General features: G+C 44.7%; 15 protein-coding genes and 1 tRNA gene. 9 read left to right on the top strand and 7 right to left on the bottom strand.

All coding sequences use genetic code 11. The annotated features are described in order from the left end of the window. Positions 1-71 precede the first annotated feature (71 nt). Together CHA01nite_RS00205 and CHA01nite_RS00200 are read left to right on the top strand one after the other, a co-directional pair. Positions 72-1,043 carry an aldo/keto reductase gene (locus CHA01nite_RS00205; protein ID WP_146939205.1) on the top strand — a complete coding sequence of 324 codons (972 nt, stop codon included), beginning with the start codon at positions 72-74 and terminating at the stop codon, positions 1,041-1,043. Positions 1,044-1,869: 826 nt separating this feature from the next. Then, the gene (locus CHA01nite_RS00200) at positions 1,870-2,688 is read left to right on the top strand and encodes a helix-turn-helix domain-containing protein (RefSeq protein WP_146939204.1); all 819 of its coding nucleotides are present in this window, start codon (positions 1,870-1,872) and stop codon (positions 2,686-2,688) included. A gap of 229 nt (positions 2,689-2,917) precedes the next feature. Here the strand turns inward: CHA01nite_RS00200 and CHA01nite_RS00195 are convergent, their stop codons facing one another. From CHA01nite_RS00195 to CHA01nite_RS00190, 3 genes are all read right to left on the bottom strand, one after another. After that, the gene (locus CHA01nite_RS00195; protein ID WP_146939203.1) at positions 2,918-5,935 is read right to left on the bottom strand and encodes a hypothetical protein; all 3,018 of its coding nucleotides are present in this window, start codon (positions 5,933-5,935) and stop codon (positions 2,918-2,920) included. Between the two features lie 809 nt (positions 5,936-6,744). Then, positions 6,745-6,936: a hypothetical protein gene (locus CHA01nite_RS20405; RefSeq protein WP_170234655.1), complete on the bottom strand. Its 192-nt coding sequence runs from the start codon at positions 6,934-6,936 to the stop codon at positions 6,745-6,747. Positions 6,937-6,994: 58 nt separating this feature from the next. Beyond that, positions 6,995-8,026, bottom strand: a complete 1,032-nt coding sequence (locus CHA01nite_RS00190) for an AI-2E family transporter (protein ID WP_170234654.1) — start codon at positions 8,024-8,026, stop codon at positions 6,995-6,997. A 1,099-nt stretch (positions 8,027-9,125) separates the two neighbouring features. Between CHA01nite_RS00190 and CHA01nite_RS00185 the strand changes: the two genes are divergently transcribed. The 5 genes from CHA01nite_RS00185 to CHA01nite_RS00165 all read left to right on the top strand — a co-directional run bounded on the left by CHA01nite_RS00185 (position 9,126) and on the right by CHA01nite_RS00165 (position 12,714). Further along, positions 9,126-9,503 (top strand): YidH family protein, encoded by a 378-nt coding sequence (locus tag CHA01nite_RS00185; RefSeq protein ID WP_146939201.1) that lies wholly within the window; start codon positions 9,126-9,128, stop codon positions 9,501-9,503. Between the two features lie 107 nt (positions 9,504-9,610). Next, positions 9,611-10,504, top strand: coding sequence for a cation diffusion facilitator family transporter (locus CHA01nite_RS00180; protein WP_146939200.1), 894 nt, complete (start codon positions 9,611-9,613; stop codon positions 10,502-10,504). A gap of 193 nt (positions 10,505-10,697) precedes the next feature. Beyond that, positions 10,698-10,782, top strand: a tRNA-Ser gene (locus CHA01nite_RS00175). Positions 10,783-10,909: 127 nt separating this feature from the next. Further along, positions 10,910-12,073: an NUMOD4 domain-containing protein gene (locus CHA01nite_RS00170; protein ID WP_146939199.1), complete on the top strand. Its 1,164-nt coding sequence runs from the start codon at positions 10,910-10,912 to the stop codon at positions 12,071-12,073. A gap of 470 nt (positions 12,074-12,543) precedes the next feature. Then, a complete protein-coding gene (locus CHA01nite_RS00165; RefSeq protein WP_146939198.1) occupies positions 12,544-12,714 on the top strand; it encodes a DUF4236 domain-containing protein in 171 nt (56 codons plus the stop codon). A gap of 88 nt (positions 12,715-12,802) precedes the next feature. Here the strand turns inward: CHA01nite_RS00165 and CHA01nite_RS00160 are convergent, their stop codons facing one another. Further along, positions 12,803-14,602 carry a hypothetical protein gene (locus CHA01nite_RS00160; protein WP_146939197.1) on the bottom strand — a complete coding sequence of 600 codons (1,800 nt, stop codon included), beginning with the start codon at positions 14,600-14,602 and terminating at the stop codon, positions 12,803-12,805. A gap of 335 nt (positions 14,603-14,937) precedes the next feature. Between CHA01nite_RS00160 and CHA01nite_RS00155 the strand changes: the two genes are divergently transcribed. Beyond that, a complete protein-coding gene (locus CHA01nite_RS00155; RefSeq protein ID WP_146939196.1) occupies positions 14,938-15,996 on the top strand; it encodes a 3-oxoacyl-ACP synthase III family protein in 1,059 nt (352 codons plus the stop codon). A 76-nt stretch (positions 15,997-16,072) separates the two neighbouring features. On the opposite strand, the gene CHA01nite_RS00150 is transcribed toward CHA01nite_RS00155, so the two are convergent. Continuing rightward, positions 16,073-17,077, bottom strand: a complete 1,005-nt coding sequence (locus tag CHA01nite_RS00150) for an SDR family oxidoreductase (protein WP_146939195.1) — start codon at positions 17,075-17,077, stop codon at positions 16,073-16,075. Between the two features lie 803 nt (positions 17,078-17,880). Beyond that, positions 17,881-19,311: a sugar MFS transporter gene (locus CHA01nite_RS00145; RefSeq protein WP_146939194.1), complete on the bottom strand. Its 1,431-nt coding sequence runs from the start codon at positions 19,309-19,311 to the stop codon at positions 17,881-17,883. 195 nt (positions 19,312-19,506) lie between these two features. Between CHA01nite_RS00145 and CHA01nite_RS00140 the strand changes: the two genes are divergently transcribed. Beyond that, positions 19,507-19,974 carry an NUDIX hydrolase gene (locus tag CHA01nite_RS00140; protein ID WP_146939193.1) on the top strand — a complete coding sequence of 156 codons (468 nt, stop codon included), beginning with the start codon at positions 19,507-19,509 and terminating at the stop codon, positions 19,972-19,974. A gap of 97 nt (positions 19,975-20,071) precedes the next feature. On the opposite strand, the gene CHA01nite_RS00135 is transcribed toward CHA01nite_RS00140, so the two are convergent. Next, on the bottom strand, positions 20,072-20,305 hold the full coding sequence (locus tag CHA01nite_RS00135) for a hypothetical protein (RefSeq protein ID WP_146939192.1): 234 nt from the start codon (positions 20,303-20,305) through the stop codon (positions 20,072-20,074). Positions 20,306-20,404 lie beyond the last annotated feature (99 nt).

The following is a 20,404-nucleotide window of genomic DNA, read 5'->3' as shown; positions in this document are numbered from 1 at the left end:
CGGCCCACCCACCAAAAAAACCTGGACCGCTCACGAAACCAACTTGCTTCAAAACCCCTTACCTTTGAATTATGAACAACATCACAAAAATACAATTGGGACAGGACGGTCCCTGGGTAGCGGGGCTTGGATTGGGCTGCATGCGGATGTCTTCGATCTGGGGCGGACCGGTGCCGGATGAGGCGGAAGGTATAGCCACGATCCGGCAGGCACTCGACAATGGCATCCGTTTCCTGAACACCGGCGATTTTTACGGGGCCGGGCACAATGAGCTGCTGATCGGAAAGGCGATCAAGGGCAGAAGAGACGAAGCGTTTATCAGCGTGAAATTCGGGGCGGTCTTCCACAACGGGCAGCCGATCGGGATGGACCTCCGGCCGGTTTCGATCAGGAATTTCATCAATTATTCCCTCACCCGGCTGGGGACCGATACGATCGACCTCTACCAGCCGAGCCGGATGGACGGCAGTGTGCCCATCGAAGACATCATCGGCACCGTAGCCGACCTGGTACAGGAAGGAAAGGTAAGACACATCGGCGTTTCGGAAATCACCGCCGACCAGCTCCGGAAAGCCAACGGAATCCATCCCATCAGCGCACTGGAAATCGGTTATTCCCTGGCCGACCGCCAGATCGAGAAAGACCTGCTGCCTGTAGCGGAAGAGCTGGGCATTGCCGTTGTCGCCTTCGCCAACACGGCCGAAGGACTGCTGACCGGCACCCTAAAGGCTCCGCTGCCGTCAGATGATTACCGCAACGCCTTTTCCCGGTTCCGGGGCGAGAACCTGGTTCACAACCTGGAAAAAGCGGAACTGCTGAAGCAGCTGGCCGGGCAGAAAGGCTGCACGGCGACCCAGCTGGCCATTGCATGGGTAAAAGACCAGGGCCGGAACATCATGCCTTTGGTGAGCATGAGCCGGCCGTCGAGGCTTCCGGAGAACATCGCAGCGGTCCAGATGACCCTCACGGCGGAGGAACTGGCGTTCTTAGACCAGGCCTTTGCCATCGGCGAAATCCGTGGCGACACCTATTTACAACGGTAAACACCATTTGTTTTCAGCAGCTAACATGAGAAAATGAGCATTCATTTCAACGTGAACCCGGAATAGCAGCCGGGCTGAAGGACTTGAGGGCTGGAAGTGGGAAGCCGGATGCCGGAAGTCTCTCCTGTCAAAAATATAATGAATGGCTTGATCATCAAACTAAACATTTTACCATTCTATCAGAGGAAATTCTCGTTTAATCCTGAATAAACAGCCTTAAATCATGATCTGATTTATATTGTTTTAAAATCCCGAAGGGATGACTTATTACAGGATAGGATAAAATCCCGTCAGAAGCGTAAACCGTTTATTCATTTTACCAAGAGCAATTCTATCCATCATCCCGACTGAATCAGCATTAATTTATTTTTAAACAATTAAAAGACTGAATATAAGTCAAATACTACCGGATTCACGTTAATTGAACTGAATAACGCCGGGCCGCCGGGCATTGATTTTTCAAGCTACAATACCTTAAATTATCAGAGCCTGTTTAAATTTCAACTCAGAAAGTTTTTCGTCATTTCTCTTCATCTTAATTTTCTGAATCAAAATAAACTTTGTTTATTCTTAACTTTTACCATTGCATAACCTTTTGCCTGAATCTAAGTTAATAAATTTAAAATCAATAAATTGGCTATTTATAAGCTAAAAGATCTTAATCGCTTAATGTTAAAAAGAACTCAAAATTTAAACAGGCTCTTCATGTTAAAATATAAATGGTAAATTTATACAGGCTTTAAATATGTTTAACCTTATTTTAACCGGAGGTACATCCGGCACCCCACTTCTGGCCTTTTACCATGAGCGATAAAATACAATGGATATGACCGACAGTCCGCAGGAGATCCTGCCAGGCGTTATTTTCTATTCTTACCTTTCGGCGGTGCGCACGGAAAAGGTTTTCCTGTGGAACCACCCCACCCTGATCTTCCAGGTGTCGGGGCACTTTACCCTGGAAACTTCTGCGCAGACGGTATTCATCAACGGCGGGGAACTGCTGCTGATCGGGAAAAACCAGGTCGGCACCATGACCAAGGTTCCGCCGACCGGCGCACCGTATGAGACCATCGTCATTTCCCTGCAGGAAAGCTTACTGCGCACCATCGCCCTGGAAGAAGGCATCCAGCCTGACGGCGTTGATCATGGGTTGCCCAACCGGCAAATCCCCGTCAATGATTTCCTTAAAGGCTATCTGCAGTCGGTGGTTCCGTACGCCCGCCATGCCGGACCGGAAATCACCGATGCCCTGGGCCTCCTGAAAGTGAAAGAGGTCATCCTTCTCCTTCTCCAAACCTTACCGGAACTCCGGAATTCCCTGTTCGACTTTTCGGCACCGCATAAAATCGACCTTGAAAAGTTTATGCTGAACAACTTCAGGTTCAACATTCCCCTGGACCAGTTCGCGCAACTGACCGGCCGCAGCCTGTCGGCCTTCAAACGGGATTTCCGTCAGGTCTTTGGTTCGGCACCCCGGCAGTGGCTGCAGGACAAAAGGCTGGACCAGGCCCGATACCTCATCGGCACCAGGAAGAGGAAAGCCTCGGAAGTGTATCTGGAGGTGGGCTTTCAGAGCCTGTCGCATTTTTCTTATGCGTTTAAAAAGAAGTTCGGGCATCCACCTTCGGGAAGGGTTGCTCCGTAACTGCAGAAGATTAACACATGAGTCACATGAGATGGAAAAGCTTTAAAAAAAATTAAGATTTTTTATGCTGTGATTAAATGACGGCTGTTCCGGTGGCTGAGCGGAGCCAAAGCCACGGTCACAGTGCCCAGATATTTAACCACAAAGCAACAAAAGACATTGATGCTGTAAAAAAGCCTTTTCCAACCTGTCAATCCAGGTTTTTCTTGGGGTCTCAGTTAAATACGGCTTATTGTTCCATATCTTCCATTTTAAGATACAGGCCGGATAACCTGAGCAACGGTTTTGGCTGATTTTCCTGGCCATATAGGGTAAGATCCATTTTCAACATCGCATTTTCTTTACCGGGATTGTTGATCTGCAGCCATTCATTGACAGCGGCAGCCAAAGGTTCTGAAATTCCAGGATGAGGTGCATGCCGGTTGTCCGGGCCGGTAAGCACGCCTACGGGTCTCAGCACTACAGGAAGCTGAACGGGAATCCCGGTACCGGCGATCGTATATTCGTAGCTGACAACCAGTTGGAAATACAGCTTAGGATGCTCATTCTTCTGCAACAACCCGGTGAACAAATGGCTGAGGTGCTCCGGCAACGTATATTTCTTACCTTTATCGGGAGCAAAGGAAGCCATATCAAGGGCATCGGGACAGTCGATCATCATGGAAAAAGCAGGCAATAGACCCGCCGGACCGGTCATCTGAAATACAGGATTTACTTTTTTGCCGGGAACAAGCTCCAGGTTCCTTTTTATCACGGCTGATACCGCAAGATCAGAGTGGCAGGTGATATTCAGGGTGCTGAAAATCAGGGTGCGGGAAATGATGCCGGCCGCTTCAGCTTCTGCAAAGGATAATGGCTTCCCGTCCCGGGTGAAATAATAAGTCCCGCTGCCCGGGATAACTTCAGTATTTTTATGCAAGACCGTCTGGTATGCTTCAATTTCTATTTCGGGAAATCCGTATTTTTCAGTGTCTTCTGTTGACAGGGCAATGGTGACCGTCACAGCATCTTCCGTATTCCCGATGGTGGTAATGCCTTCTTTAAGGGTAAAGGAAAACAGCCCTTCCGGAGCGCCATTTTCGTAGCCGGAAAGATTGACTCCCCAGAAATCGTCAATGGCAATATGATTAATGAAGTTTTCTACCAGTCCCGTGTACGCATTCAGCATCACTTTTGCTGCGGAAACGGCATCATCCGGACTTTCCCCGGTGATACCGGTAAGCGCGCCGATAGTTTCCTGCATCCGGGGCTGCAGGTGAAGGAGCTGGGCCAGATCATCGAAGGCCCCGAAGTTCTTCTGTCCGGAACCGCTTTCGAAAGGTTCGGGCTGATGATCGTAAACCGTGAAATCCATACGGTCGTGCCGGTTAATTCGGGAATAAGAAAAACGGAATTCCCATTGCAGGAGACCGGCCAGGTTTCCGTCTCTGAAATCCACAGCGTTTCCGGATGGCGAATGTAGTAACGGCGCAACCGGACACCGGCTTAAAGGAAGCGGGACCCGTTCCGGGAGGGCCGGAAGTTTTCTCGCCGACAGGAGCGGATTGTCCTTTGTGAAAAACGCCAGCGACACCGGCGGCGCGTCTCCGGTTTCCGGCTCTACCCTGCAATTTTCCAGCGAAGTAACCTGATAGGAAAGATCTGCAGGAACCGGGAGGTCTGGGAGATCTTCCGATATTTCCGGGCTGTACAGCATGACCTGCAGGCCGGCGGTTCCGGCCGGATGCAGCGGCAGGTCTGAAGCGGCGGTCCTGATTTCAGGAATACGGCCATATTCAGGCTGATCCGCAAAAATATGTCCTGATAAGCATCCCGCAATAAGATTATTGGGAGCTATTTCGGCACTTAGCTGCAGCACCGATTTCAGCTCATAAAAATGGGACAGCCTTTCCGACACTGCTTTTCCGAACGCCTCCTGGGCATCTCCGGCAAAAACGGTTTCCTTCTCAAAAACGGGAACGAGCAGGTTTTTAAGGCGATCCGCCAATCTTTCGCGCTGCCCTTCCAGCTTTTCCCGGAACGTCATCCCCTGATCTGCAGGGCCTTCTTTTAATTCCAGAGCTCCGGCATAGGCAGGATCCGACAGCGAATCAAAATACCGGAAGAAATCCCGGAACCATTCGTTCAGGTCAATATCATTGAAAGCCATCGTGCGGCCTTCGCTGAAATCCAGTCCGTTAACCGGATCAAACACAGGAAGCGGAACATTGCTTTTGCCAAGCAGGTTGTTGAAAACGGGTTTGGGTGCGAGAACAACGGCCGCTTTATCTTCTATTTGATACCCGATAAAAGGCTGCGAATCCTCTGCAATGATCCGGATCGCCCAGGCTGAAGGATCTTCACTGCGGTCCTTTCCAAAGGCTACCTTCAGTCCGTTCTTGGGCAGGAAGATCTTCTCAAATTCTTCTACAAATCCGGCACGGCCCGAATCTCCGTCCGGAAAACCGGATAAAGGTTTGATCTTTATCATCTTTCCACCTGACAATGCTTTCAGATTGCCATCCGTAAGGTAAGGCGTAAGAAAAAGTTCGAGCACGCTTTTTTTATCTGCCGAAGCAGGATCTACGGGAAAAGTAAATTTGTACGTCCGTTCAGGGATTTCATTAACCGGACCTCCCTTCAGGCGGGCTTCCAGGAACAGAACAATATGTTTTAGCCAAAGATGAAAACCGGCCTCATTAAGGGTAAAGGCCTGCTCCGGAAAAAGGCTGGCTTTCAGTACGACCGTAACGGGTTGTCTGGGATCAAAACATGTTGAACTTCCCTCATACAGGTTTTTAGCGGCTGGCATTTCAGCATTTAATAGAGAAATATCTTTAAATTCAGCATCTGTAGAAAAGCCGGCCGAACCGGAATACGTATCTTTTATTCCGGTAAATTCCATTTCGTTTACCCAGAGGGTAGCCACCCCGTCCTCCGGGATCTGGCCGACCGCAATATCAACCGAATTTTTATCGTCATTCAGCGTAATGCCGAGGATGCTGATGTCTGCATCAAAAGAATACCGGGCTTTGTCAACGGCCGCATCCGGATCCGGGGGTAAGGTGTAGGCAACCGTCAGTATCTTTTTCTCCGGATCCTTGAGAACAACATTCAGGAGGCCATAGTATTCCGTTTCATTAAAGAGAAAATCAATTTCCAGCGACGGTTTGTTGTCGATCAATGTGATGTTCCAGCCGGTTTTCATAGCAGGCCAGTTGTTGAAATCCGCAATAGGATCAATGAGGGTGATTTCTGTTTCAGACATAAAGTATGGATTTGAGCAGGTTATTTATTTTTAATCATGAACAGGCTTTTCAGCCTGCTGAACGGTCGGGTTAAATGATCGGTGTACTTCTTTCGGGAGCAACTCCGGCCGGGAACCGTTTAAGGATCTGTTCCGTTTCCGGAATGCTGAAGTTTATGGGATGAAATTAAGCAAAGATATCGGCATGGGCAATGTATTTTTATCTCATTGTCAATGGTTAACCGGTATCCTGAACTTTTCATTCGTCTGAACGGGGATATGAAACAGGAACCGACCGAAATTGGCTTGTATCTGCACGTTGCGTCTGTGCTTAACCGGATTAATTTTTAAACACACAATTTATTTTTCCTGATGCATAATTTAACGGGGATTCGAGATACAAACCGCAATATAAAGGCTGGAAGAGGAAAACCGGATGCCGGAAGTTTCTCTTGCCAGATACAGGATCAAAGGTACTGATCATCAAACTGAATAGGTTACCGCTTTATCAGAGGAGTTCTAATTCAACCCTTAATAACCAGCCATTTTTTCAATCAGGGGACGGATTTCTTTTGTTTTTAAAGTCCTGGAAGAACGGCTTAGTACAGGATAGGATAAAACCCTGTCTGAAGCATAAACCGTGTATTTGTTCCGTCAAGATGAGTGTTATTTAAAAGCCCGACTGCATCAGTCTCATTTTTATTTTCTAATTAAATAATCGACTGCATATGATGTTGATACGGTCGAATCCACGTTAATTCAACGGGAATTCGGAAGAGAAACCCGATTAAAGGGCTGGAAGAGGGAAGCCGGATGGCAGAAATTTTCAGTTAAAATGCTTCCGGTGGCTTGAATATCAAAATAATTTTCTTTGCTCCCTTAAGAATACGCGCAGCAAACATAAAACTCTGCATTAAATTATTTCTTAATTCATCATTAAAGATCGCACCGAATTTAAACAACCCTCTGCCTGCAACAGCCCTAATCAATTGGAACGGGTTAACCTGCCCTAACCTATTCACTATGAAAAAAATTTCAGCTGAAAATTACCTGAATCTGTTGAATATAAAACCATATGAATTACGAAAGGCCGGCGTTCTTTTTTTTCAGATAGCCTTTTATATACAGATCATTGACCAGTACGAAAATAACGGCCAGCAAAGGAGTGGCCATAAAAAGCCCGATCCCGCCCAGGAAAATTCCAAGGAACACCTGCCAGGCCAGCGTCAGAGCCGGCGGAAGGTCTACGGCTTTCTTGTTGATGTACGGCGTAATGAGATAACTTTCCAAAGTCTGGACAATCATATAAAGTGCAGCTGCATACAGGGCCTGCTCGGGCCCGTTTACCAACCCGATCAGCATCGCCGGAACCATCGCAATGATCGGTCCGATGTTGGGAATAAAGGTCAGGACCATCGCAATAAGTGAAAGTACGAGTGGGATCGGAAAATCTAAAATAATGAGTCCGATATACGTCAGCACCCCTACGACCATCATCGACAGGAATTTCCCTTTGAGCCAGTTGGCCAGGGTTTCATAGCATTTGTTAATGAGTTCATCCGTCTTCCGTACCGACCGGTCCGGGATCAGGTACAGGAACCCTTTCTTATACAGATGCGGATCTGCGGCAAAGAACAGCGCGATGACCAGCACCACAAACGTATTGGCCAAAGAGGATAGCGTAGCCGAAAATACGGCGGTCGTGCTATTCACAATATCTTTTTTATTGTCATTTACCATTTCACCCGGATCCTTGATGTTTTTCAGCAGGTCTTTTCCCCAGGACGTGTGGGATAAATTCTCCCTGAGCTGATCCACCGACTGCGGAATGTCCTTCTGCAGCTGTGCAGCCTGTTCGTTAAGCGAAGGATAGATCAGGAAGCCGGTTCCGGCAGTGAGGACAACAATCAGCAGCACGGTGATAGTCAGTGCAAAACCGTATTTTATTTTCAGCCAGCCTTTCATTTTCATAGCAATCGAAATGAGCAGTACCGCCAGAACGACCGAGGCAAAAAGCATAAAAAAGAAATCGATTCCGAAGGTAGCCAGAAGAACGGCCACGACCAGCGAAATCACGAGAATACAGCGTTGGGTAAAGGTTTTAAAATCCAAAATTCAGTTTTTTAATATTTATATGATAAAATGTATGAATGTCTGTGGATCATCTTAAGATCATCATTTTATATCTGCCGCAAATAAAAGGGTTTAAAAAGCTAAAAATCAATGGTATCTGATCTATTAAACCTGTATCTGCAGTTTGATGCCCCTATGATCTTTCAGACCGGATAAAAGAGCAGGAATTATAAAACACCTTTATTCCGGCACCTGCGGATACGTGCAATTACTATGCCCCTGTAAGCAGTGAAGCAGTGAGCCGCCATTATACATTATCGAATTAATCAGGTTTAAATGCATGAATAATAGAGGGTTTGACCTATCCGGGATAAAGGGCTGCTGCCGAAACTTGCCTGTCCCTTTTTTTAAACGCAACGTTTATTTTTACCAATACATAATCTAAGGAAGCAAAGAAAGGATCAGCAGGCTGATCTGATAAAGCGAGCGGAATATGTACATACTTTTCCGGCAGCTTGCCGCCTGCTTTGCTCCCTTAAAAACAGACGCAGTACCCATAACGTGAATTCGGCCATATTAATATCATATCCGGGCATTTATTCAATTCAGAAATAAAATTTAGGCCGGTAGTCTGGATTATGAATAGAATACCTCTGGATAAAATGAGTAAACGGTTAACGCTTCTGATAGGATTTTGTCCTATCCTGTAATAAGCCATTCCTCCGGGATTTTAAAACAATATAAACCAGATCTTGGTTTAAGGCTGTTTATTCAGGATTAAGTAATAATTTTCCTGATAGAATAGCAAAATGTTTAGTTTGATTATCAAGACCTATCATTATATTTTTGACAGGAGATACTTCCGGCATCCGGCTTCTCTCTTCCAGCCTGTTTACTTCGTTTCTTCTTCGAGTTTACGTTAACCATAAAACTTTACATTAAATTATTCCTCGCAATTTATCATTAAAAGATCAGGCTGAATTTACATCAACAACCGTCTGTGTGCGACAGCCGTAATCAATTGGAACGGGTTTTACCCATTCGGCCGGAAAATAAAATTCATCTTATAAAATTTAGGCATTGGATTGCGGTTTGCATTCCAACTGATCATGAACTTCAGACCATTTAAAATCATACGATGACGAATGAAAAAAACAACACCAGCGATCATCTGGCGAACGAACGCACTTTCCTTGCCTGGCTAAGGACTTCCGTGGCCCTGATGGGTTTCGGGTTTATCCTGGTGAAATTTTCCCTGTTCCTGAAACAGATTGCTTTGCTGAATACCGCACAGCACCTGGTGCATTACCAGAAAGAGTATTCCGGGGTGACCGGACTGGTCCTGGTAGCCGCCGGTGTCATCATTCTGCTCCTCTCCTACCTGAATTACCGGAAAACCAGGAAACGGATCATGGAGAATGTATCCGTGGGAAACAATTCCCTGATTTTGATCGTAACGGTCCTGATCATGTCCATCAGCATTTTCCTGATCGGTTATCTGTTTAGCAGCCTGTAAGGCGATCAGCAGAAACCGTTGTTCCGCCCGTCCGGGACGCTGGCATACATTTGGTAAAGCTTACTTTTTAATATATAGCCTGAGTATCCCTTATTTTATTACCATCCATGGCCAATAACCGCAAATCCATTTACAGTGCCCTCGCCGCCAATCTGCTGATTGCAGTGACCAAATTTATCGCAGGGGGATTTACCAACAGTTCTTCCATGATCTCCGAAGGAATCCATTCTACGGTGGATACCACCAACCAGATCCTGTTGCTGTACGGAATCAAAAGGAGCAAAAAAGCGGCTGACGAATCGCACCCTTTCGGCTATGGCAAAGAACTGTATTTCTGGTCTTTTGTGGTTTCGATCCTGATCTTCGGCCTTGGGGGCGCCCTTTCCGTTTACCAGGGAATTCTGCACATCATTGAACCCGAAGTAATGAAAGACCCGTTCTGGAACTATATTGTCCTCATTCTTTCGCTGATTTTCGAAGGTACCTCGCTGATTATTTCCGTAAAGGAATTCAACAAGACCCGCAACGGTGTACGGTGGTGGGATGCGATCATCAAAAGCAAAGACCCGTCGAGCTTCCTGGTGGTTTTTGAAGATGGTGCGGCGGTAGCAGGTCTGACGGTCGTGATGATCCTGATGGGCATCAGCCATGCATTCGGGATTCCGGAACTGGACGGGGTGGCATCGATTATCGTCGGGCTGATTCTGGTCTTCGTGTCATTGATCCTGGCGCGGGAAAGCAGAAGCCTGCTGATGGGTGAAGGAATATCGCCTGAGACCAGGGAAAAAATCACCCGACTGGCAGAGCAGGATGATGCGGTCGTCAGGACAAAAAATATTTTATCCACTTACCAGTCGCCGGAAGAGATCGTGCTGGTTCTGATCATCGACTTTGAAGACCATCTCGATACGGAAGAAATTACCGAGGCCGTCCTTCGCATCCGCCAAACAGTAAAACATGCGTTTCCATTGGTCCGGTATGTGATCATTCAGCCGGAATAATCACAGACTGAGGGGGGTTGTTCTAAATCTTAAAGTTTGATTCCAAAATAAACCTTTTAAACCTGTTGAATTTTATTGGTTGAACTATAGACTTATAGCCGTATTCCAAAGGTTTTCCGGAAATATGTTTTGCCGGTATTGAAAATAATCCTATATTTGCACCACTGAAAACAACGGCAATCCCGGTGTTGAAGGAGAAATGGCAGAGTGGTCGATTGCGATAGTCTTGAAAACTATTGACTGTAACAGGTCCGGGGGTTCGAATCCCTCTTTCTCCGCAAAAAATTAGTCCTGTACGGTATCCGTGCAGGATTTTTTATGTAAAGACCTTCGTTTAAATATTTTCATGTTTAAAACTTTTATTATATTTAATGCCGGGGACTTAAGCACAAATTTTACCTAATTATGAAACTGCCTACCGACATAGAGGACCGATACCTTAACGAAGTTCTTGCCAACCGATCTCTCGAAGATCTTCCTGATGAAGAATGGAAACTGATCGAAGATTTCGAGAACTATGCCATTTCAAATTACGGCCGGATCAAGAGTCTTGAACGTATAGTAATCAATTCAACGGGCGGCGTATGGAGAATGAAAGATACGATTAAGAAACTTCGTGTCTACAAATATTTCAACAAACAACTGAATAAGGATTTTTACACGGTCCGGGGTAGTTTGTGTTCAGAAGGAAAGGATTACGGAAAGTCGATTCCCCGTCTGGTGTACTATCATTTTGTCGAAAAATTTGATATGGAAGACCGGTCATTTCTTATATCGTTTAAAGACAACAACCAGTTTCACGTACATGCTGATAACCTGGAAAAATTATCCGTCAGTGAGCTGCATTATAAAACCATGAAGCTCAAAAGGGGTAAAAAAAGGGATTTTGACCGGCCCGTAAGCCAGTATACGGTGGAGGGTGATTTTGTTGCTTCTTACGACAATATGGATGCTGCCGCAGACAGCGTGGGCATCAGCCGGACCAACATTCTGGATGTCATTGAAAAAGAACATCTTACCGCAGGGCAATTCCGGTGGTTTTTAAAAGGTGATGGTCCTTCGGAAAAGGATCTGATACCGGCTGCCAAAAAAAAGCCGGATAAAATCCTGAATACTTCTGTCTGGAACAGGCTCGGCCGGCCTGACATTGATATGAACAATCCGCCGGCATGCATGAACCTTTCCCTTGCAGATCTTCCGGATGAGGTATGGAAGCCGATTCCCGGGATAGAGGACCGGTTTCACATTTCCAGTAAAGGAAGGATAAAGCGCCTTAATACCTGGACCCATGCTAAGTGCAAAAGATTTATAAGTGAGCACATTATGGCTCTTTATCTGAATTTCTATTCGGATGAAATCTATTACTTTTTTGTCGATCTCAACTATAAGGGCAAACGCGTCCAGGTAAGGATCAATAAATACCTTTATTATTGTTTTATAGGAGAGTTTGATCTGAAAAACCGCACCAACGTCGTCATCAATGAAAGTAAACCGCTGTGGAATATCGATCTGGCCCACCTTTCTTTACGTCATATTTCTTCGCATCTCAACAAAAAGAAAACAGAATAAATAAAGTTTTTCCCATACTTTGGTAATGGCTCAGGATCTTTCCTGATTAATCGGTATTAAACTCCCCTGGCCGTAAAGCTCAGCGGATGACATGATCAAATTGCAGATGATCATATTAAAGCCTTACCGGTCTGCAAAGACCTGTGTGGTTTATTTGTTTCAATATTTCTGATGTACACCGAACCCGTTTCATCTGCATTCATTTGGTTATCAAAGTAAAAATCAGGTTCTGAATAAAGATGGAAACAAAGCCTATCCCGGATAAGGCAGTTAATGATTTCACAGAGCAATCAATAACTTTAATCGTAATTTTGACCTAAGGAACTGCCGGCGTCAGGCATTCCTCTTCCAGCTTCTACTTTAGGTTCAAGTTATTTATTCCGGCACTCTACGGAAACCCGTAAAAACCGCTTTTTAAATATCCCTACCTTTAAAAAAATAAAATTACTAACCGAAAACAATCTGATTATATGGGATTTAGTTACAGAAAAAGAGTGAAACTGATGCCGGGTGTCCACCTGAATATCAGCCAAAAGGGTGTTAATACCACGATCGGTAAACGGGGTGCCAGTGTCAATTTCAGTTCGCGGGGAACACGGGTGAATAATAAATGGGTCAGCCTTTTCAGGAAGCTGTTTTGATTTTTGTTTGTTTGACAAAGGCCGTATCCTATTGATCACGGCCTTTTATAACTTGCATCGGCTTAAAAAAGTCACCGAACGCTCAGATTTAAAATTCAGGAATTTGAATTTTACTTAAAACCGTTTTATTTTCTTTCAATTGCTGTACCAGCTGCGTATCCGCTTTAAAAAATTCCGTTTGCAAAAAAAGGTCTTCATAATACGCAATTCCTTTCAGCAGGTTACCTTTAAATGTATTCCATTTTTTGATCTGCGAATTCGTTAGGGTTCCCGAAAAATCCCCGATTTCTTTTACCAGGTGATCGATATACATTTTCAATTCATTGATAAACATATTAGGACGGCCGGCGGTGCCCAGAACATTGTCATTCCCATAGATATGCTTCACCATTCTGGAAAGTGAGATTTGTTTATTGAAATAGGCAAGATTGGGTCCCGGACAGATCACCACACCCTGTTTTTCGCCTTTGATCTCAAGGCCGTTTTCCAGATAGGCCGCGTTTACCAGCCCGACACAAAGGCAGGCTTTTTCTGCAATTATTTCTCTTTTCTTTTTATAAAGCGTCGCAGAAATCTGTTCTTTTTCCTGTTCCAGTTCAGCAAATTTAAGGTCCTGGTATTTTTTTGAGGCAGTACACATTCCTTCCGGAGAATACTCTCTGCTTAAGGCCAGCAGTTTCTTCGGGCACGAACTTCCGAAACGGTCTTTCTTTTGCCTTTCGTGTCTGAATCTTTCATTCGAAGTTCCTGTTACGGTATTGAAAGGTACGCCCAGCGGTGAAAGGTTGCTGAGGTAAAAATCCTGTTCTTTGGAAACGGCCAGCAGCTCCCTGGTTTCCTCATCTACCGAAGTAGCTTCCGGAACCAGAAGGAAAGGCGATCCCCAGCCGATACTGTCGGCACCGTATTGCTTCAGCAGAAACGCGTGTTCTTCGGCGGTTCCTACCCCGCCCTGCACGGTAATCTTCATCTGAAGAGGTTCTGCTACCATGTTCCTGCCTTTTTCTTCCAGTGCTTTTATCATCAGCGAATGGGCAGAAGTTAAAAGTTCTGTTTTCTTATGTCTGAATTCTTCCATGATCGGCCCCAGCAGGAGGCCTTCGGTAGCAAAAGCATGGCCACCGCAGTTCAGCCCGGATTCCACCCGGTATTCAGAAACCCAGAGCCCTTTTTTGGCCAGGAAATTCCCCTGGATCATGGCCGACCGGAAATCACTCACTTTCAGGATAATCTTCTTTTTTAACTGTCCGGATTCATCCGGGAAAAAATCGTCGAATTCTTCCAGGTAGCTGTATAAACGCGGATTCATGCCTGCCGAAAGGACCACAGACGAAGACAACCTGCTGTTGGCAAAACCCCTTAACGAAGCATGGGCATCATTATAAATAACGGGAAGCGGCTCCCCGTCCCGGAAGTTTTCTTTATCCACTTTCGTCATGATATTGACGTCGATACTGCCTTTCGTAAAATGGTTATCGATGAAGATTTTCAGCGATGAGGAAATGCGTTCCCTACAGTTCAGGAACGGCGCCAGGTTTTCTTTCAGTGCGGAGGTATCGGGAAGCATCTCGATAAAGCTTTTCAGGGCCGTCCGGTTTCTGGAAATTTCTTCTTTGAAAGCTTCGAATTTTTCATTCACAATGTCGTCCATCATGTCCAGATACGCCGTAATTCTTTTTGCACGGCAATCATCCGTCTTTGCTGAAATACGGGGGTAATTCAGGTTGAACTTTTCATTGTAAAAATTTTTCATTTTCTCTATGATCTCATCATCGATAATAGAGACTACGGATGAAATACCGTATTGTGCTACACGGATAGGGCTGTCTATCGTGTACGCCAATCCCATCACGGGAATATGGAAACTGTGTAAAGGTTTGCTGTTCATTATGACATGAATTAAATATTACTTACCTCTAAATTCCCATTAACTGATTCCCTGCAAAAATACCGGTTTCCTACCAATTATGCAGTAAATAATAAATAATTCTTTCAAATAACGATAAAAATCATTCCGTCACCGGACAAAATTTACTCATGTAAAAAGATAAGCATGATCTGAAATATTCAGCATAATTCATTAACCAACGTCGGTCACCAAAGAATAAATCATTATGTAAACCTTTATTAAATTTGTTTAAACTGCGCAAAAAAATATAATTTCCGTTTTATTATTGTTACATTTACAGATTATTGATATTTAGAGCGAAAAATTACAAATGTATGACCAGTAAAATCACCGGGACCGGCAATTATATTCCTTCAGAAACCATCACCAATCTGTTTTTTGATCAGCATGTTTTCATGAGTGATGACGGTGTTATCCTTAAAGAAGACAATGCTTCCATCACCAGCAAGCTGCAAAAAATCACCGGTATTGAAGAAAGAAGATATGCAGGCAGCGGACAGGTTACTTCAGACCTCGGGCTGATTGCCGCCCAGGCAGCTATTGAAGATGCGGGAATAGATCCGGAAACCCTCGACTATATTATTTTTGCCCATAATTTCGGTGATGTAAAAGCAGGAACGGTTCAGTCCGATGCAGTGCCGAGCCTTGCGGCCAGGGTAAAACACTTTTTGAAAATAAAGAATAATTTCTGTGTGGCTTACGATGTCCTTTTCGGCTGTCCCGGATGGATCGAAGGCGTCATCCAGGCTAATGCGTTTATCAAAGCCGGAATTGCGAAGAGATGCCTGGTCATAGGGGCGGAAACACTTTCCCGCGTCGTGGATATCCATGATCGGGACAGCATGATCTATGCCGACGGAGCCGGCGCTGTAATCCTGGAAAGCAGTGAGGACGGATCAGGACTACTCTCTCATCTTTCGGCTTCCCATACTTTTAAGGAAAAGGATTTCCTGTATTTCGGTAAGTCTTACAATAATGAAAGCTGTCCTGATACCCGCTACATCAAGATGGACGGAAGGAAAATTTATGAATTTGCCCTGGTGCACGTCCCTGAAGCGATGAAGCAATGCCTTGACAAAAGCGGCTGCTCCATTGACCAGCTGGATAAAATTATCATTCACCAGGCTAATGAAAAAATGGATGAAGCTATTGTCAACCGTTTTTATCAGCTCTACAATACTCCTGTTCCGGACGGTATTATGCCGATGGTCATCAATAAGCTCGGGAACAGCAGTGTGGCCACAATCCCGACCCTGCTGACGATGATCCTGAAAAACGAACTTGAAAACCACACGATCGGAAAAGGCGATCTTGTGCTGTTTGCTTCCGTAGGAGCCGGCATGAACATCAATGCCATTGTCTATAAATTTTAAAAATAAAATCCGGGATCAGTTTTGATTCCGGATTTTATTTATTTTCAAATGTCTGTAAAACGTAAAGAAGTTTCTTCTAACTGATCTGATTTTTTCCTGATTTTCTGGATTTTAAGAACAGATACGTTATGCCAAGCCCAAGCCCGGTTAGTAAAGCTATTTTTGTTTTTCTGGAAGGAACGGGAAGAATCGTTTCCCCGTAAATGCGGTGAGGCGAAGGAGAAGGTTTCAGCACATTCCCTGAATCCGAAGGGGCTTTTTTTAATTTCATCATCAGCCTCATTCCGGCAGAAGCGGTATTGATGACCGGTTTCGGAAAAAACTTGTACATCCCGGTGAGTACTCTGGACATAACATCGGGAAACATTTCCTTTCTCGGTTTTTTTGCCAGTTCCACCATTTTGGCAGCCGTATCCCGTGGATCTGCGGCAAATGGCGGAATCTTAAAATCGAGTCCCGAATATTTTGCGGAATGCATATTCCCGGTAGAACGCTGGATCTGAGGAAACAGGTTACAGATGTAGACCTCGGGGAAATCTGAAATTTCACCATGAAGGCATTCCATCATTCCCCTGATTCCGAATTTTGTTGCCGAATATACGGCACTGTAAGGTGCCGGCATAAATCCGCCGATGGAGATATTGTTGATTAAAATTCCGTCATTCTGCTTTTTAAAGACCGGCAATACGCTGTAAGCACCGTGCATATAGCCGAAAAGATTGGTTTTGATAACCTGCTCGTTAAGGTCCATCGGGATATCTTCAAATTTCCCGCTGGCCATTACGCCCGCATTGTTGATCCAGATATCGATCCGGCCGTTGAACTGCAGCGCTTTATTGGCAAGGTTCTGAACTTCACTGGCAATAGACACGTCCGTAGGTACCGCCATCGCCGAAACTTCAAGGTCACGGCATAAAGCAACAGTTTCTTCCAGTGCTTCTTTCCCTCTGGCAGCCACCACAATATTACAGCCTTCGAGGGCAAAAGCTTCGGCAGCAGCCCGTCCTACCCCACTGCTTCCTCCGGTAATCACAACGGTTTTCCCTCTGAGGCTTTTTTCTGATTGGTCTTTTAATTCCATCTCGTGATTGGTATTTTTGATTAATTACCTAAAAGGCACCTATTTTTATGCCAAGAACCGGTTTAAAAGTACTTTCAAACTTATTATTTCACCACAGCTTCAAAGGCTTTCATAAATGATAAAGTTACTCGGGATCTGCTCAGCCACCGGAATTGCTTTTCGTCTAAACAATGGAACATAAGTTTAAAGCGATTGCAGGTTGTTATGAACACAGGGCACACAAAGAAAAAATTCATGTATACTGCTGAAAGGTTCACAGAGCCATTTCATTTATAATGAGCTCACTGAGATTTATCAACTTAAGCATGTAAGTTTTATTAACCACGGATTTACGCAGATTTTCACAGATGATTGTGTGGTTTCGGATACGCTCACCGGAACAACCTTTGTTTAATCACAGCATATAAAAATCTTGATTTGTCTCATCTGTCATTTAAATTATCGAAGGAATTCGCGAACCTCTTCGAGGTTTTTAAAAAGCTTTTGTGCGCTGTTTAGCGTAAAGTATCAAACTTTTTTACAGCATGAATATCTTTTGTTGCTTTGTGGTTAAATATCAGCGGCCGGTACGTGGCTTCGGATCCGCTTAGCCACCTTACCGAAGTTAAGACATACACCTAAAAAATCTTCGATTTTTTAATCTCATGTGTTCTAAATATACGGGCTTCGAGAGCCTCAGCCTCCTGAAAACTTAAATCTCATGTGCCTTATGTGTTTAATCCCTTACAATTACAGCATCCGTTGGTATAAAAAAAGCTGTCTCATATAAGAAACAGCCTGATGAATTGATTACAAATCAAGTTTTAATGTCCGGATTTGGCGTCAGCATCCTGCTTGACATGGCCAAGATATTTCGTACAGTAGCCCCCGAAAATAAGGATGACCACATAACAGAATACCGGAATGATAAACGAGTGCTGAACCCCGAACTGATCTGCCAGAAAACCCTGGAAAATCGGAACGATGGCACCGCCCAGAATCGCCATCACCACCAGTGAGGAACCCTGACTCGTATATTTGCCCAATCCTGAAATGGCCAGCGTGTAAATGTTGGAGAACATAATGGAGTTGAAAATCCCGATGCCCAAAATGCTGTACATCGCCAGTCCCCCGTGATTCAGCATGGCCGAAATCAGCAGAAGAACGTTAACTGCTGCAAAAATGGAAAGCGTTCTTGCCGGAGCTGATTTTCCGATGAAGAAAGCGATAAAATTTAAAGCAATAAATACCAGGAAAAAGCTGATCTGCGAAAAGGTAAGATCCACAATACTGAAGATCACCAGGAAAACCGCAGCGGCTGCACCCAGCATATACAAAGCCTTTTTCCCCTGGCTGATGGAATGATTCAGGGAGATGGCTCCCAGGAACCGCCCGATCATCGCACCGCCCCAATACAGGGAAAGGTAATTTTTACTTACTACTTCCGAAAGGTTCATCACCTGAGGCTGTTCCAGGAAACTGATGATAAAGCTTCCCACGGCCACTTCCCCGCCGACGTAGCAAAACATCGCCAGTACGCCGAATTTTAAATGGTTATGTTCTAAGGCACCAAAGCCTTTTACCACTTCTTCCCCCGCCACTTTAAAGTCCGGAAGCTTTACTCTTGAAATGATCAGTGCAACCAACAGCAGGATTCCTGCAAAGATCAGGTATGGAATTTTCGTGGCTGCTGCCGAAAAAGAACCGTCGGGGGCAGAAAACAATTCGAAAATCAGGTGCCCGCCTAACACAGGGGCAATCGTTGTTCCGAAAGCATTGAAAGCCTGCGTCATGTTCAGACGGCTTGAAGCGGAATCTTCAGGTCCCAGGAGGGACACATAGGCATTCGCCGTAATCTGCAATACCGTAAACCCAAGCCCTAAAATAAACAGTGCTCCTAAAAACAAAGGATAGGAAGCCAGGCTGGCCGCCGGGTAAAACAGGACACAGCCGAAAGCTGCAAGGAAAATCCCAAAAAGGATTCCTTTCTTGTACCCTACTTTATCGATAGGGTCTCCGCTGCTCGTTGAGATAAAAAAGTAAATCAGGGAACCGATAAAATAGGCCCCGAAAAAACAGAACTGCACCAGCATCGATTCAAAGAACGTCAGGCTGAACAGCTGTTTCAGGTAAGGAATAAGGATGTCGTTCATACACGTGATGAATCCCCACATAAAAAATAAAAGCGTAATGGTAATCAGCGGAACGGTATAGCTCCGGCCTTTGGTCTTCACTTCATTGATCATAACAGTCATTTTTTTTAAAGACGCTAAAGATACTCTGTTTTACTGATAAAATCTCAATTTGAGACATCAAATCTTAAGGGACTTATCATAATTTTTACAAAACAAACCTTGGGATGATAAACCGGGATTTAAGAAGTCTTTTGAGATCAGGACCGATTTATCATTATATTTACCTATCAGAAGGTTTTAATTAAAATTGATCAGATGAAGACAAGCGCGGGAATTTTGTTATTTAAAAGAGAAAATGAAAAATTTTTCTATTTCCTGGTACATCCGGGAGGACCTTTCTGGAAAAGCAAGGACCTCGGTGCCTGGTCGGTTCCGAAAGGGGAAGCTTCTGAAGAGGAGAGCCTGATGGAACGCGCCTTACAGGAATTTTACGAAGAAACAGGAAAGAAAATCAGCGGAAATTTCATTGAACTGAGGCCTGTAAAACAGAAAGCAGGAAAAACCGTTCATGCCTGGGCATTGGAAAGCGATCTGGAAACGGACGGACTGTACAGCAATACCATCAGCATCAGCTGGCCGCCAAAATCCGGAAAAGCTATTGAAATCCCGGAAGTCGACCGTTGGGAGTGGTTTGAATCCGGGGAGGCTAAAAAGAAGATTAACTCTGCTCAATGTGATTTCATCCTTCAGTTGGAAGAAATACTTAATCCTGACCATCGTTAATCTAAACCTAGTTTAATTTAAATCAGTTCAGGAGATGAAGTAAATATTTCTCACAAAAACTTCCGGCCTCCATTTTCCCTTATCCAGACTGCCAATTCTAATCGTTACCCGTTTCCTTTTTGAAACTCACTACTTCGTATTCGTCATCGGAACTGTATTGCCGGCAGCTTTCATCGTCAAACGATTCGGGGGATTTTAAAAAGTCTTCGATAAATTTTGCACTTTCGTCCGTATTGGCCGGTGTGATCACGATGTGAAAAAGTTTGGCTACGGATTCATCCGCATTCTGCTCGGATTCTTTTTTGTGCTGAAGGGCTTCCTGGTAATTCATAATTTTAATTTTTAGATTAGGAGGCGTAATGAATAAATTATGCCAGCAGTCCGTTTTTAAACGATCTGTGGTATCCTTCGTGTTTTAATGCAGTTGCCA

It is taken from the genome of Chryseobacterium hagamense (assembly GCF_007991455.1).
Lineage (GTDB): Bacteria > Bacteroidota > Bacteroidia > Flavobacteriales > Weeksellaceae > Chryseobacterium > Chryseobacterium hagamense.
The sequence above is the reverse complement of the archived record's forward strand: the minus strand, read 5'-3'. Positions and strand labels throughout refer to the sequence as shown.